Source organism: Streptomyces abikoensis (assembly GCF_014648775.1).
GTDB lineage: Bacteria > Actinomycetota > Actinomycetes > Streptomycetales > Streptomycetaceae > Streptomyces > Streptomyces abikoensis.
This window is the reverse complement of the sequence record NZ_BMRT01000001.1, coordinates 199,137-212,705: the sequence shown is the minus strand read 5'-3', so window position 1 is coordinate 212,705 and position 13,569 is coordinate 199,137. Positions and strand designations below refer to the sequence as shown.

Annotated in this window: 11 protein-coding genes and 2 pseudogenes; 5 read left to right on the top strand and 8 right to left on the bottom strand. The window is 73.6% G+C overall.

The window, feature by feature from the left end; translation table 11 throughout:
- Window positions 1-76: 76 nt before the first annotated feature.
- Window positions 77-939: pseudogene (locus IE096_RS00960) on the bottom strand (aminoglycoside phosphotransferase family protein).
- 205 nt (window positions 940-1,144) lie between these two features.
- On the opposite strand from IE096_RS00960, the pseudogene IE096_RS00955 reads away from it, so the two are divergent.
- Both IE096_RS00955 and IE096_RS00950 read left to right on the top strand, forming a co-directional pair.
- Window positions 1,145-1,520 (top strand): annotated as a pseudogene (locus IE096_RS00955) (SDR family NAD(P)-dependent oxidoreductase); the annotation flags it as partial.
- Window positions 1,521-1,561: 41 nt separating this feature from the next.
- Entirely contained in the window at window positions 1,562-2,182 is a 621-nt protein-coding gene (locus IE096_RS00950; protein WP_229819839.1) for a TetR/AcrR family transcriptional regulator, read from the top strand.
- 38 nt (window positions 2,183-2,220) lie between these two features.
- Here the strand turns inward: IE096_RS00950 and IE096_RS00945 are convergent, their stop codons facing one another.
- Window positions 2,221-3,021 (bottom strand): SDR family NAD(P)-dependent oxidoreductase, encoded by an 801-nt coding sequence (locus tag IE096_RS00945; protein ID WP_189447390.1) that lies wholly within the window; start codon window positions 3,019-3,021, stop codon window positions 2,221-2,223.
- A gap of 216 nt (window positions 3,022-3,237) precedes the next feature.
- Between IE096_RS00945 and IE096_RS00940 the strand changes: the two genes are divergently transcribed.
- Window positions 3,238-4,644: an MFS transporter gene (locus IE096_RS00940; RefSeq protein ID WP_373297981.1), complete on the top strand. Its 1,407-nt coding sequence runs from the start codon at window positions 3,238-3,240 to the stop codon at window positions 4,642-4,644.
- Here IE096_RS00940 and IE096_RS00935 read toward each other — a convergent pair.
- Both IE096_RS00935 and IE096_RS00930 read right to left on the bottom strand, forming a co-directional pair.
- A complete protein-coding gene (locus tag IE096_RS00935; protein WP_189447386.1) occupies window positions 4,621-6,693 on the bottom strand; it encodes a helix-turn-helix domain-containing protein in 2,073 nt (690 codons plus the stop codon). The genes IE096_RS00940 and IE096_RS00935 overlap by 24 nt on opposite strands.
- A 60-nt stretch (window positions 6,694-6,753) precedes the next feature.
- Window positions 6,754-7,488, bottom strand: a complete 735-nt coding sequence (locus tag IE096_RS00930; RefSeq protein ID WP_189447384.1) for an alpha/beta fold hydrolase — start codon at window positions 7,486-7,488, stop codon at window positions 6,754-6,756.
- Between the two features lie 196 nt (window positions 7,489-7,684).
- On the opposite strand from IE096_RS00930, the gene IE096_RS00925 reads away from it, so the two are divergent.
- Window positions 7,685-8,449: a serine hydrolase gene (locus IE096_RS00925; RefSeq protein ID WP_189447382.1), complete on the top strand. Its 765-nt coding sequence runs from the start codon at window positions 7,685-7,687 to the stop codon at window positions 8,447-8,449.
- Here the strand turns inward: IE096_RS00925 and IE096_RS00920 are convergent.
- Complete coding sequence (locus tag IE096_RS00920) at window positions 8,393-9,556, bottom strand: aminotransferase class I/II-fold pyridoxal phosphate-dependent enzyme (protein ID WP_189447380.1); 1,164 nt, start codon at window positions 9,554-9,556, stop codon at window positions 8,393-8,395. The two genes, IE096_RS00925 and IE096_RS00920, sit on opposite strands and share 57 nt — an antisense overlap.
- A 417-nt stretch (window positions 9,557-9,973) precedes the next feature.
- On the opposite strand from IE096_RS00920, the gene IE096_RS00915 reads away from it, so the two are divergent.
- On the top strand, window positions 9,974-10,648 hold the full coding sequence (locus IE096_RS00915; protein WP_189447378.1) for a hypothetical protein: 675 nt from the start codon (window positions 9,974-9,976) through the stop codon (window positions 10,646-10,648).
- A gap of 51 nt (window positions 10,649-10,699) precedes the next feature.
- Here IE096_RS00915 and IE096_RS00910 read toward each other — a convergent pair whose 3' ends face one another.
- From IE096_RS00910 to IE096_RS00900, 3 genes are all read right to left on the bottom strand, one after another.
- Entirely contained in the window at window positions 10,700-11,455 is a 756-nt protein-coding gene (locus IE096_RS00910) for a PE-PPE domain-containing protein (protein WP_189447376.1), read from the bottom strand.
- 140 nt (window positions 11,456-11,595) lie between these two features.
- Entirely contained in the window at window positions 11,596-12,357 is a 762-nt protein-coding gene (locus IE096_RS00905) for a hypothetical protein (protein ID WP_189447374.1), read from the bottom strand.
- Complete coding sequence (locus IE096_RS00900) at window positions 12,354-13,454, bottom strand: AfsR/SARP family transcriptional regulator (RefSeq protein WP_189447372.1); 1,101 nt, start codon at window positions 13,452-13,454, stop codon at window positions 12,354-12,356. The genes IE096_RS00905 and IE096_RS00900 overlap by 4 nt, the downstream gene beginning before the upstream one ends.
- Between the last annotated feature and the right edge of the window lie 115 nt (window positions 13,455-13,569).

Below are 13,569 nucleotides of genomic sequence, written 5' to 3'. Positions count from 1 at the left end.
AAGCCGGCCGTTCCTTCCTTGCCGAGGGACACGCACAGGGCGGTCCGACGCCCCTCTGTGCGGCGGCGTGGCGTCGTCAGGCCGTGCCGAACCAGGCCTCGGCCAGAGCGGGCAGCGTCCCTTCGGCGGGCACGCGCAGTTCCCGCAGATACCGGGGGAGATCGCTGTACACGTGCAGCAAGGTGTACGCGAGCAGTTCGTCCGGCGCGAACGCGCGGCCGTACGCCGTGGCGAGCCGGGCCGACAGCGCCGGCTCGCCCCGGGTGACGAACAGGCCGACGGCGACGAAGTCGTAGGCCCGGTCACCGACCATGGCCGGTTCGAAGTCGAAGAGGCCGGTCAGTCGCCAGCCGTCCGGATCGACGAGGACGTGCCGGCGCATGACCTCGGTGTGCAGCAGGGAACGGCGCGGGGCCCGGGGCAGCGGGACCGAGTCCAGGTACTCCGGGATCTGCTCCAGCCAGGCCGCCGGCAGCCCGCGTGTGCGCTGCTGTTCCACGGCGCGTTCGCGCCGGCGGTCCAGGAAGGCGCCCCAGTCCCCGGGGCCGAGCACGTCCTCCAAGGGCCGGGATCGAGGGAGTGGAGCACGGCGAGCGCCTCGCCGATCCCGGCGACGAGCCGTTCGCGATCGGCCGGCGGTATGCGGTCCCAGCAGTGGGCCAGACTCGCGCCGGGCAGCCGGGACATCAGGACGTACCGCCAGCCGTTCTCGTACGGGCCGCAGGCGCGCACCCGCGGCGTCGCAATGGGCAACCGCCCTTCCACGTGCGACAGCACCCGACCTTCGGCGACGCCGTCCCGGGCGGCGGCTCCGGGGAACAACTTGAGGACGTGCTCGTCGCCCACCGCGTAGACCGGCTGCGTCCCTTCCGCGAACCGGACGAGGGGCGCGCCGGCCAGACCGAGGCGCCCGCAGAGGTCCTTCACCGCGGGCCGCATCACCGACTCGTCCGGCACGATCGCGTGCCACGCTTCGTCTGTCTCCACCGGCGGCAGCATGGCCAGGACCGTACGGTGTGCGGCCGCGCGAACACCATGGAATTTCGCCGACCCACGGCGCGGATCCGGTGCCTCACCCGGCGAGGCAGCGCACCATCTGCCGCATGACCCTGGTCGGTAGTGATGGATTGGCCGCCGCGGTCTCGGGGCCATGGTCGTGCTCGGCAGCCGGAATCCCGTCAGGGCCGAAGTCGCCATGGCGTCGATCCGTGCGCGTCTCCGGTTCGCGGGTGCGGGGCGTACGGCTGGACCTCGCGGACCTCTCGTCGCTCGTGACAGCGGTGGAGCCGCTGGAGGTGGAGCGCCTTGTCGCGGTGGTCCACAATGCCGGCGTCGCGCTCGACGACCCGCCGCGCGAGGAGACCGGGGACGGTCACGAGCTGATGTTCGGTACGAACCACCTCGGGCACTTCGCCTTGACCCGGTGGCTGATGCCGTTGCTGTCGGCCGCGCCGGCGGCCCGCGTTGTGAGCCGGGCGGCCAAGGAGCGGGGGCTGCGGCGCGCTGATCGTGGCTCCACCGTCCCGTAATCCGTGCATCGGCGCCCCGTATGCTCCTGACCATGAGCACTGCACATCCTGCCCGTAGGCGCGACGCCGCCGCGACGCGCGAGGCGATCCTCGCCGCAGCGGTCGTGGAGTTCACCGAGCACGGCTACGCCGGGGCCGGGGTGCGCCAGATCGCCGAGCGGGCAGGTGTGACGGCGATGATGATCAACCGCTACTTCGGCTCGAAGGAGGGCCTGTTCGCACAGGCCGTCGCCCGTTCCTTCGCACCGTCGGCCATCGTCGGCGACGAACGCACCGGCTTGGCGGGTGCCATCGCCCACACGCTCACCGAGCGCACCGCGTCCGGCGCCGAGCGGCTCGACCCGTTTCTCCTGTTGTTGCGCTCGGCTCCGGATCCGGAGGCGGCGGGCATCCTCCGGCAGGGCGTGGAAACCAACGTGGGAGCCCGTCTGGCAGGGTTGCTCGACGGATCGGACGCCGAGGTGCGCGCACAGCTCGCCCTCGCGCTGGTCGCCGGAACGTGGCTGCTGCGCAGCGTCGTCGGTACCACCGCGCTCGTCACGGCCGATGAGGCCCGCCTCACCGCCCTCCTCACCGAGATGCTCGAACCGGTCATCCGCGAGGCGGGCGGCATGTCGGCGCCCGGAACCGGTCCCGACGGCACCGACGGGTAGCCGTCCGTCGTCGGCACGTGTGATGGCGGGGTGTGCGCTCAGAAGGCGGAGCGGATGAGTCCGCCGTCGACGCGGATGGTGGCTCCGCTGATGTACTGGGCGTAGTCACTGCAGAGGTAGGCGACGGCTGCGGCGATCTCCTCCGGTTCGCCGAAGCGTTCCTGGTCGTTGGGGAGGAGAGCCTGGACGGCGTGGGGCTGGATCTCGTCCCAGGTCCGGCCCCAGCCACGGGCGGACCCGATGCTGGTGACGAGGTCCTTGGTGGCCTCGACGAGGATCACCCCGGGGGAAACGACGTTGGACGTGATGCCGGTGCCCTTGAGTTCGCGGGCGAGGGAGACGGCGAGGTTGTGCCGGGCGGCCAAGGTCGCGTTGTACTGGGGGTGGGTGTTCATCGGCTGGGAGGCGAGCCCGCCGCCGATGGTGACGACACGACCCCAGCCGCGTTCGCGCATGGCAGGGACCAGATGCTGGATCATGCGCACGGCTGAGACGACGTTGACGTTGTAGGTGTCGCGCCACTCGTCGGGAGTGGCTTCGGCCCAGGACAGGTCCCGGTAGAAACCGGCGTTGTTGACGAGGATGTCGACGGGGCCGTCCGCAGTGGCGGCGCGGGCGACGTCGGCGGCGGCGCGGTCGTCGGCGAGGTCACCGACGACCGCGCCGGCCGTCCCGCCGGCCTCCCGGATCTCCTGCGCGACCCCCTCCGCGCGGTCCTTGTCCCGGCCGTGGACCACGACCGCGGCACCTTCGGCTGCCAGCAGCTTCGCGGTTTCCTTGCCCAGCCCCGCGCTCGAACCTGTGACGAGCGCGCGCTTACCGGTCAGGTTGAGGTTCATCTCGTGTTCCCTCTCAGGGCCGCCTCGCGGCCCGCACTCTGTGGTGATGCTGCGAGGTATCCGACACGTAAGTATACAGCCGTAGACTTATTGCTGGGGCTGGACCCGCACCCACACCCCTCTCCCAAACTGTGTAGCCCCACAACATAGGTCTCTGGCCTGCCCCTTCCTACGGTGTGGCGACGCAATGACGCGTGCCTCGCCCACCCGGAAGTGATGACCATGGCCACCCCTCCACCACCCACCCCAACCTCCAACTCGCTCCCCAGAATCGTCGTCGCGAGCCTCATCGGGACCACCATCGAGTGGTACGACTTCTTCCTCTACGGGTCCGCGGCCGCGCTCGTGTTCAACAAGCTCTTCTTCCCCGGCTCCGATCCGCTCGTCGGTACGTTGCTGTCGTTCCTCACCTACGCTGTCGGGTTCGCCGCGCGGCCGTTGGGAGCGCTGGTGTTCGGGCACTTCGGGGACCGGTTGGGGCGGAAGCGGCTGTTGGTGACCAGCCTCCTGATGATGGGGGGTGCGACGTGCGCCATCGGGGCGTTACCGACGCACGCGGCCGCCGGATCCCTCGCCCCTGTCCTGCTCACCGCGCTACGCCTCGTGCAGGGGGTCGCGCTGGGCGGTGAGTGGGGTGGGGCGGTGTTGCTGGTGGCGGAGCACGGGGACCCGCGGCGGCGGGGGTTCTGGGCCTCGTGGCCGCAGACCGGCGCGCCGGCCGGGCAGCTGCTGGCGTCGGGTGTGCTGTCCGCGCTGACGACCCTGCTGCCGGACGAGGAGTTCACGGCGTGGGGCTGGCGGATCCCGTTCCTGCTGTCCGGCGTCCTGGTGATCGTGGGGCTGTGGATCCGGCTGTCCGTGGACGAATCCCCTGTGTTCAAGGCGGCGCGGGCGCGGGCCGAGGCCCGGCGGCGGGACATCGGCGCGCGCGAGCGGATGCCCGTCGTCGCCGTGCTGCGGGACCAGTGGCGGGACGTCCTGGTGGCCATGGGCGCGCGCATGGCCGAGAACATCGGTTACTACGTCATCACCGCCTTCGTCCTGGTCTACGCGACCGAACACGCCCATCTGCCCAAGCAGACCGCGCTCAACGCCGTGCTGATCGGCTCCGCCGTGCACTTCGCCGTCATCCCCGCCTGGGGCGCCCTGTCGGACCGCGTCGGGCGGCGGCCCGTGTACCTGCTCGGCGCGGTGGGCGTCGGGGCATGGGCCTTCCCGTTCTTCTCCCTCGCCGGCACGGGATCGTCCTGGGCGCTGGTCGTCGCCGTGACGGTCGGGCTCGTGTTCCACGGGGCCATGTACGCGCCCCAAGCCGCCTTCTTCTCCGAGATGTTCACGACCGGGGTGCGGTACTCGGGGGCCTCGATCGGGGCACAGTTCTCCTCCGTGGCGGCCGGCGCCCCGGCCCCCCTGATCGCCACGGCGCTGCTCGCCGAGCACGGCAGCGGAACCCCGGTCGCCCTGTACGTGATGGCTGCCGCGGCCCTCACCGTGGTTGCGGTCGGCTGCGCCCGGGAGACCCGGCACCGCGACCTCTCCGACGGCCGCGACGAGCACGACCAGGAGGACCGGGACAACCGGAATGGGCACGGCGCACCCTCACTCTCCCCCGAGCGCCGGTGAGATCCGGTGCAGGCGCAGCGCGAGCTGGATCTCCAGAGCGCGGGCGGGCGACTGCCAGTCCGTGCCGAGGAGGCGGCCGACCCGGTCGAGTCGCTGCGCGACCGTGTTGACGTGCACGTGCAGGGCGTCCTTGGTGCGGGCCGGGCTCATGCCGCAGCGGAAGTAGGCGTCGAGCGTGGCGACGAGGTCGGTGCCGCGCCGCGCGTCGTAGGCGACGACCGGACCGATCGTCCGGCTGACGAACCGGCCCGCCGCCCGTGTGCCGCCGCCGGTACCGGTCAGCAGCAGGCCCACGAAGCCGAACTCGTCCGCCGCCGCTCCCTCACCGCCCCGGCCGAGCGCGTGGAGCACCTCCAGGCAGCGGCGGGCCTCCGCGTAGGCGGCGGCGACCCCCTCGGGACGGGCGGCGGGCGCGGGGACGGGCGTGGAGGCGCCCACGGTGACGGGGGAGTGGACGGCCTCGCCCAGGCGACGGGCGATGCCGCCCGCCGTGACGCCGGCTCCGTCCTCGGGGCCGTGCGGCAGGAGCAGCACGGCCCCGCCGTCGCGGGCCACCGCGAGGCCCTGCTCCGTGGCGGCCAGGTAGGCGGCCGCGGCCCACAGCCGCTGCCGGGCGGCGGGGGCGTCGGCGGACTCGTCGGCGATGCGGGCGGCGAGGACGACGTGGGGGGCGTCGAGGTCGGCGCGCAGGCGGGCGGCGCGCTCGCGCAGGAGGCGGGGCGCCCGGCCGGGCGCGTCGAGCAGGTCGTCCAGGAGCTCGCCGCGTACGCGCTGTTCGGCCTCGCTCGCCGAGCGCCGGGCCAGGCGCAGCAGCGCGGTGACCATGGCGGCGCGTTCGAGGGTGCGCCGGTCGGCGGGGTCCAGTCCGGGGCGTTCGCGCAACCGGATCGCGCCCAGCGGTTCGTCGCCGGCCGACACCGCGGCGACCCAGTCGTCACCGTGCCGGACCGCCCGGCCCTCGGAGCGGGAGCGTTCGACGGCGGCCGGAGGCCCGTCCCCGGAGGCGGGTTCGAGGAACTCGGCCGCACCGCCGAGGACTTCGGCCACGGTCTCCAGGACGCCGGGGACTCCGCCGCCGCGCAGGACCAGCTCGGTGAGCCGGTCGTGGATCTCGGCGGCGCGCTCGACAGCGGCGCTGCGCTCGCGGACGATGGCGTTGGCGGCTTCCAGATCGGCCAGCGCCGAGCGGGTCTCCGCGAGGAGGTCGGCCGTGTCGATGGCGACCGCGGCGTGGGCGGCGAAGGACGACAGCAGGGCGATCTGCTGCTGATCGAAGACCCGGGAGCGGCGGTCGGCGGCGAAGAGCACGCCGATGACGCGGCTGCCCAGCCTCAGCGGGACGCCGAGGATGGCGACGAGTCCTTCGTCCCGCACGCCGGAGTCGATGGTCGTGGTGTGCCGGAAGCGGGGGTCTCGCAGGTAGTCGTCGGTGGCGTACGGGCGCGCCGTCTGCGCGACCAGCCCCCCGAGCCCTTCCCCCATGCCGAGCCGCAGGGCCTGGAAGCGGGCGGACACCGACCCGTCGGTGACGCGCATGGAGGTGTCCCCGACGGCCGCGTCGTTGAGGGTGAGGTACGCGGCGTCGGTGCCCAGCAGGGAACGGGCGCGCCGGACGATGGCCTGGAGCACCTCGTCGATGTCCCGCAGCCCCGCCAGGTCGTGGGCGGTGGCGAAGAGCGCCGACAGCTCGGCTTCGCGCCGCCTGCGGTCCTCCAACTCGGCCCGTACGCGCAGCGCGAGGAGCCGGGCGTGCTCGGCCGCGGCGAGCACGCCGGGCGGTGCTCCGTCGGCGCGGGCGCGCAGGACGGGCCGCTCGTAGGCATCGGCGGGGGCACTGTTCGCGAGGAGCTCCAGATAGGCGGCGGAGGCGCAGCCGGCCGGGCAGCCGGCGAAGCCGTCGGCGGGGGCGGAGGCGGGTAGGGAAGCAGGTGCGGAGGTGGGTATGGATGCGGGTATGGAGACGGGGGCGTCGGCGCGGCCCAGAGGACCGGCTCCGGTGTGCCGGCGAGTCCACTCCTGGACCTGCTCGTGGGTCTGGTCGTCAGGCATGACGACATCGTCGTGGATCCGCCTCGACGGGCGGTCCACGCGCCGTCGCGAGGTGGCGAGTCATCGTCGCGGGGTGGGAGGGGTGGGAAGGGAGGAGGTGGCGATCCGGCCGAGGAGAGTGGCCAGCCGCCGGGGCATGGAGAGGAACGGCGAGTGGCTGCTCGGCAGCCGGTGGACGGAATCGGCGCGCAGGGCGAGCTCGCGTTGCCGGGACGGGTCGAGAGCCTGGTCGCGGTCGCAGACTATGTAGCTGGAGGGCACGGTGCGCCATCCCGCCGTGGTCACCCGCTCCGTGAGGGTCCGGACGCTCTGCGGGCGCAGCCGGGCCACGGCACGGTCGGCGTCGGCTTCGGGCACGTCGTCGAAGAGTGTCCGCCGGGCGTCCTCGTACGGCGGGACGTGGCCCGTGCCGTCGTCCGGCACGGGCGCGCCGAGGAACGTGAACATGCTCTCACCCACGTCCAGCGGGAAGGCGGCGAGGTACACCGCCCCCACCACGTTGGCGGCGTCCGCGAGGGCCTCCGTGGCGGGGACGCCGCCGTAGGAGTGGGCGACCACCACGACCGGGCCGTCGATGCGCCGGAGGCTGTCCCGGATGGCGTCCGCGTCGTCCAGCATGCCCGCCGGGCGGGCGCCGTCGTGGCGGCCGGCGGGGGGATTGGCGCTGGGCAGGTCGACGGCGTGGGACCGCCAGCCGTCGGCGTCGAGCGCGGCGCGTACGGGTTCCCAGCACCAGGCTCCGTGCCAGGCTCCGTGGACCAGCAGGAAGGCCGGCCGGTCGGTGTCGGCATGCATATGCGGTACCTCCATTGTCCGAGCTGCGGATGGCGGGAGACCGTGGTGTGAAGCAGGCCGCCCCGCCCATGGGTCGCGGGCCGGGTGGCCGCGCTCAGGTCTCCCGACGATACTGCGTGGCTCCTACACCATCAGGGTGGGGGATGGACTCCGGCGCCACGGCGCGGTGTTCGTCGGGGGTCGCTACGATGCGGGGATGCTGTCGATGGTGGTGGCGCCCTGGGGGAGCGGCCCGGTGGTGACGCGCAACGCGGACGTTCCCCACGACGCGGCGAGCACCATGAAGGTGGCCGTGCTGGCGGCTCTGCACCGCAGCGGTCTGGACCTCGACACACGGATACCGATCGTCAACGAGTTCCGTTCCGTGACGGGCGGCGGCAGTTACGGCAACGACCCCGCGTGGGACAGCGACGAGCTGCCGTGGCGGCGGCTCGGCGAGCCGGCCTCGTTGCGCTGGCTCGCCGGGCGCATGGTCACCCACTCGTCCAACCTCGCGACGAACCTGTGCCTGGCCCAGGTGGGGCAGGAGGCCGTGGACCGGGTCTGGCGGCGGGCCGGTGCCACGGCCGGTGGGAGCCCGCGCGGGATCGAGGACTACGCGGGTCGTGACGCCGGCGTGCACAACCGGGTCTCCGCGCGGGATCTGGTCCGGCTGCTGGAGTCCCTGGAGCCGGAGGTGCTGGCGCTGTTGGAGCACAACGTCCACCGCGTGGACATCGCGGCCGGGCTGCCGCCGGGCACGCGCCTGGCCGGGAAGAACGGCTGGTTCCCCGGGCTGCGTCACAGCGTCGCCGTCGTCCGTCCCCCGGACGCGGCCCCGTACGTCCTCGCCGTCTGCTACACCGGGCCGCTCGCGAACGGCAGCGCGGTCGACGATCCGGCGGCCCGGCTGCTGGCCCGCCTCTCAGCCGGAGTGTGGCGCCACCGGCACGTCCTGGCCGGTCACGGCACCACCACCTGACACCGGGCTGTCGACGGTGGCGGCCAGCGCCTCGATGGCGGCCCGGTTGAGGAGGTTGACGCGGACGTAGCCGGGGTGGCCGTCGAGTTCGAAGTGCCGCTCGTCGAGCGCCAGGAACCAGCGGTGCGGCACGTGCGGCCGGGCGAAGAGGAAGAAGCCGGTCTCGACCGGCATCCGCGCGGCGAGCGCGCCGCTCGCCGTGAGCCGCGCGTGGTTGTCGCGGATGTGCCCGACCAGGTCGCCGTTGCCGTGCTGTGTCATGACGTCCACGGCGCGGTGGGCGAAGAGGCGGTCGGAGACGGCGACGTCACCGTGGAGGTTGATGTGGAGGTCGGCCAGCTCCTGGCGCAGGGCGGCGGGCACCAGCAGGTGGGCGCAGCGGTATCCGTGGATCGACAGGTACTTGGTGGGGCACACCATGCGCAGCGTGCGCTCGACGGGCAGGCGGGCGCTGGCCTCGCCCCGTCCTCCGTCCCAGGGCAGGTACTGGAACGTGCCGTCCACGAACACCAGCGATCCGGTGGCCCGCTGCCATGCCGCGATCGCGTCCAGGACGTCCTCCGGCACGCGGCGACCGGCGTACCAGACGGGGTCGGTCAGGACGAGGACCGTGCGCTCGTGGGGCAGGTTCAGGTCGAACTCCGGCTGGTACGCGTGGCCTGACGCCACCGGGACCGGCTCGATGCCGAACGCGCGCAAGAGGTAGGCGAGTTTGTAGTAGACGGGCGCCACGTAGTGGACCCGTCGGTGGCCGTTCATGGCCAGCCAGGTGACGAACGTCCCGAGCAGGCTGCTCGAACCGCCGGACGGGACGACGTTCCGCTCGCTGTAGGGCACCCCGTCGTACCGCTCGTGCATCGCCGCGATCCTGGACCGGAGCCGCACGTCCTCGTCGAGACCGGCGTAGCGGGTGATGTCCGCCAGGTGGCGCGGAGCGGTGTCGGCGAGTTCGCCGAGGTACTTCTCCACGTAGGGGTGGTCGCCGTTGTAGTCGGACAGGAACACACGGGCGCCCGGTTGCTGCCGCTCCGCCTCGATGTGTTCGTGCCACTCCAGCATGCGGAACAGCGAGGGGCTCGCCGGACGTCCTGGACCGGTGCGTCGCATTCTTCTCCCTGACGTGGAGGCTGACGTGCGGGCTGACGTGGGGGCCGGGCCTACCCGCCGTGTGCTCGCCCGGCAGGCAGCACGCCCTTCCTACCCGCCCCGCCGGAGGATGACGCGGACAGACAGCCGGCCCCCGCCGGACCCGGGCCGCTTCGCGCGTCGGCGCGAACTTCGCCCGCGACGCCGGATGGTCACCGGTACACGCCGTTGTCACCTCCTTCACCATCCCGGAAGACAACAGGACGGGCGTGCCGAGCGGAAGGCCGCGAACGAGACACGGCGGCCGTTCTGCCGTCGGCCGTTCTGCCGTGGTCCTCCGACGCGGAGACTGGACCGCTCGCGCCACTCCCGGCACCGTGGACGGCGGCAACGCCCGATCCACGCACGGTCCCGCACTCAGCCGGCCCTGGAGGCAGCGTGATCCACATCAGTGAGACCCTGGTGCTGCAGACCGTCGAGGACTTCCTCGTCGCCGACGAACTCTCCCACCTCCGCAAGGTGATGGCGGAGGAACTGCAGGCCGTGGGCTGGGTGCCGCGCCACCCGGCGGAGGTCGTGCCGGCCCCGGCGGCGGCGCAGGAGGTCCTGCGGCAGGCCACCGAGCGCGCGCTGCCCGTCATCCGCCGGGTCATGCCATCCGTCGGGGCCGCCGCGTCCTGGGGCTACACCGAGCTCGGCACGGGCGAGCGGGTGCCCACCCACCTGGACGGCATCCCCCGGCCGTCGGTGGCGCCCCGCCGCATCGGCCGTCTCCGGGTGGTGCTCGACGAGGCGGACGACGGAGGGGACTTCTACGTCGAGACCACGTCGAGCGGTTCGGTCTGGACGGGCGAACTGGCCGGCGAGGCGGAGGGCTTCCAGCCCGGGACGGCCCTGACGCACCGGCTTCCGCACGCTCCCGGGCCCGACACCCACCAGCACGACGCGGAGCCCGCGTGGCTGCGGGGCGCCCGCCGCACCCGGTGGACCACCGAGGCCGGGGCGGGCGTCGCCGTCGCGTACGGCGCCCAGGTGATCCACGGTGTTTCTTCCGTACGCGCGGGGCGCGTACGGAAGTTCGTCACCGACCTGCTCGACACCGGGCGGGACTGAACCCGGACGCGCCCCCGGGCACCCCGCCGTGGGCGCTGGTCCCGGGGGCGGTCAGGGCTCGTACCAGACGACTCCCTCGCCGCCCTCGTCGGCGATGGTCTTCGTCATGACGTTGCCGTCCCGCTGGTACTTCGGGTGCTGCTTCAGGAAGCCGCCGATGGACGTCAGCGCCGTCGCGTCGCACACGCCGTCGGTGCGGATGCAGAAACGCCGCACCGGGATGCCGTCGAACTTCTCCGGGCCCGGGCCGGGAGAGGTGAAACCGAAGGCGCTCCAGCCCTTGGGCAGCTTGGCCCAGATGCCCGTGCCCGGCTGCATCGGGTCGGAGTAGAGCTTGCCGCTCACCAGGGAGCGGGGGATGCCGGTCTCACCGCTCGCTATCTTCTGGAGGACCTGGTCGGCCGCCTGTGCGCCCTGCGAGTAGCCGACGATCGTCAGGCGGGCGCCGGGGTCGCGACGGTGGGTCTCCTCGGCGGCGGCCAGCAGATTGCGGTAGCCCTCGCGGACGCTGACGTCGAAGCTCGGAGCGGTCGGGTCCGGGAACTGGTTGCGGCCGTTGAGCCAGGGGCCGGCGCTCGCCGGGTAGCACACCGGAACCGGAATGCCCCCGTCGAGGTGCTGGTTGGCGAACGCGTAGCTGCCGGTGCAGCCGGGCGCGGGGGCCGCCGAGCCGGTGCCGCCCAGCTCCAGGTAGTAGTGGCGCGCCGGATCCGCGTGGGCGACGGTGGGCACGGCGGCGGTCATGGCCACCATGACCGCCGCCGCCCCGGCGACGATCGCCTTCCTCCATCTGCGGGCCAGGGTCATCGCTCTGTTTCTCCTTGTGGTCGGTGAGTCGAAGTGGTCGTCGAGTCGAACACAACCGGGTTGGGACGCCCGGACGTTAGGGGCTGCCGTTGACATCGTGATGAAACCGCTCGCCAGGCCGCCGCGGGTGCGCCGGGAGTTCAGCGCGCGCCGCCACCGGGGCCGAGGCGCTCCACGAGCGCGCGGAGGACGGAGACGTTGGGGATTCCGGATTCGGCGATGTCCGGTTCGTGCCACGTCCCGTCGATGTCGAGCGCGAAGACCCCCGGCCCCGGCCCTGGCTCGGTCCGGAGGCGGCGGATCCGCGACCACCGCGTGCGGACCTCTCCCCACCCGATCTCCGTCCCGGTGAGCCAGACGGCCCCGAAGGCCAGGCGCTCGCCCCCGGCCAGCGCGGCCAACGCCCGGGGCAGCTGGGCGCGGACGACGCCCCGCTCGACCTCGGACCACCATTCCGGCGCCCCGCCCGGCCCCGGACCGCCGCAGGGTCGCAGGACGACCCGCTCCCCGTCGACGTCCGTGAGCGCGCGGGCCGCGCCCGCGCGGCCCGCGTCGCCCGGACGCGCGGCGTCCGTCCGTAACACGTCCGTCCGTAACACGGAGGCCGTGAACACGGAGGTCGTGTCGTAGCGGACGATGTGGATCCGGCCCTTGACGGCGACCGTCATCCCGTTCTCGTACAGGTCCAGGCGCGCGGCGTCGCGCCCGCTCGCCGGCCCGGCGGCCGCGCCGTGCCGGACGAGGGCCAGCAGGCCGCGGATGCCCGCGTGCGCCGTGCGTGCCGTGTGCGCGGCCGCCGCGTAGGTGGCGCGCCGCCTGCCGAGCCCCTCGCGGCCCGCCGCCGCCGAGATCCTCGCCAGCAGCAGCTCCTCGCCGCGCGTACGCCGCGTCGGGTCGCTCACCGGGCCGTTCCCGTGAGACCGAGGCGGATGTCGTCCCCGCGCAGGATCGTCCGGTGCGTGTGCCGCAGCAACCGGCCCGGGGAGACGCCCAGGTCGTCGGCTAGACGGCGGCGGGTGCGGTCGTACACGGTCAGCGCGTCGCCCTGCCGGCCGCTGAGGTACAGCGCGCGCATCAGCATCGCGGCGACGGGTTCGTTCAGGGGCTGCGCCACGGCCAGGGCCGACAGCTCGGCGATCGCCTCGGCGTGCTGGCCCAGCCGCAGCTGCCAGTCGAGCTTGCGCTGCACGATGACGATCCTGCGCTCGGTGAGCCGCAGCCGCTCCAGCTCCGCGAACGGCCCGGGCTGGCCGGCCAGCGGCTCGCCGCGGAACAGGTCCAGCGCCTGGGCGCAGGCGCGGACCGCCTCGGCCAGATCGCCCGCCCGCTCGGCCGCGCCGGCCGCGGTGACCAGCTCCTCGACCCGCGCCACGTCCACGCCGACCGCGCCGGGGAGCAGCCGGTAGCCGCTCCGGTCGCGCTCGATCACCGAGTCCGGGCCGCCTCCCGCGTGGAGGGCCTTGCGCAGCCGGTAGATGTACACCGGCACGACGTTGGTGTTCGGCGGCTCCTCCCCCCACACCCCGTCGGTCAGTTCCTGCCGGCTGACCGACCGGCCCAGGCACAGGGCCAGCGCCGCCAGTACGGCTTGCTGGCGCAGGTGCCCCAGGTCCAGGGGCTGTCCGTCGCGCCAGGCCCGCAGGGGGCCGAGCACGGAGATCCGTAACCGTGGGCCGGGGGTGTGGCGGGCGGTGCCGGCGGGTGGCAGGGGGCTCGCCGCCAACGGGCCCGCCCCCAGGGGGCTCGTCGCCTGGCGGCGGGGGCCCCGGCCGGGGGCGACGAGGCCGCAGTCGAAGGCGTGGACGATCGCGGCGGCCCGGTCGCGCAGCCCGAGCGCGGCGAGGATCCGCGCGAGGTGTCCGGCCACGGCCTCCTCGGGGATGGCGAGGGCGGTGGCGATCTCGTCGTCCCGCAGGCCGCAGCCGACCGCGTAGAGGACGTCGCGCTCCTGGCGGCCGAGCGTGACGGCCTGCCGGCCGGTGGTCTTGGTGATCGTCATCGTGGCTGCTCCCCGTGTCGGGCCGCCGCGTTCCGCTTTCCGCGGCGGATCACGTCGAAGGTGACCCCGGGGGAGGGGGAACGGACAGGCCAAACGACCGGCCGTATGCGGCCGG

Bases quoted from the DNA above. Each gene is read 5' to 3' on its own strand.
- IE096_RS00900 (WP_189447372.1), bottom strand. From the start codon at position 13,454: ATGACGATCACCAAGACCACCGGCCGGCAGGCCGTCACGCTCGGCCGC.
- IE096_RS00945 (WP_189447390.1), bottom strand. From the start codon at position 3,021: ATGAACCTCAACCTGACCGGTAAGCGCGCGCTCGTCACAGGTTCGAGC.
- IE096_RS00920 (WP_189447380.1), bottom strand. From the start codon at position 9,556: ATGCGACGCACCGGTCCAGGACGTCCGGCGAGCCCCTCGCTGTTCCGC.
- IE096_RS00910 (WP_189447376.1), bottom strand. From the start codon at position 11,455: ATGACCCTGGCCCGCAGATGGAGGAAGGCGATCGTCGCCGGGGCGGCG.
- IE096_RS00940 (WP_373297981.1), top strand. From the start codon at position 3,238: ATGACCATGGCCACCCCTCCACCACCCACCCCAACCTCCAACTCGCTC.
- IE096_RS00925 (WP_189447382.1), top strand. From the start codon at position 7,685: ATGCTGTCGATGGTGGTGGCGCCCTGGGGGAGCGGCCCGGTGGTGACG.
- IE096_RS00950 (WP_229819839.1), top strand. From the start codon at position 1,562: ATGAGCACTGCACATCCTGCCCGTAGGCGCGACGCCGCCGCGACGCGC.
- IE096_RS00930 (WP_189447384.1), bottom strand. From the start codon at position 7,488: ATGCATGCCGACACCGACCGGCCGGCCTTCCTGCTGGTCCACGGAGCC.
- IE096_RS00935 (WP_189447386.1), bottom strand. From the start codon at position 6,693: ATGCCTGACGACCAGACCCACGAGCAGGTCCAGGAGTGGACTCGCCGG.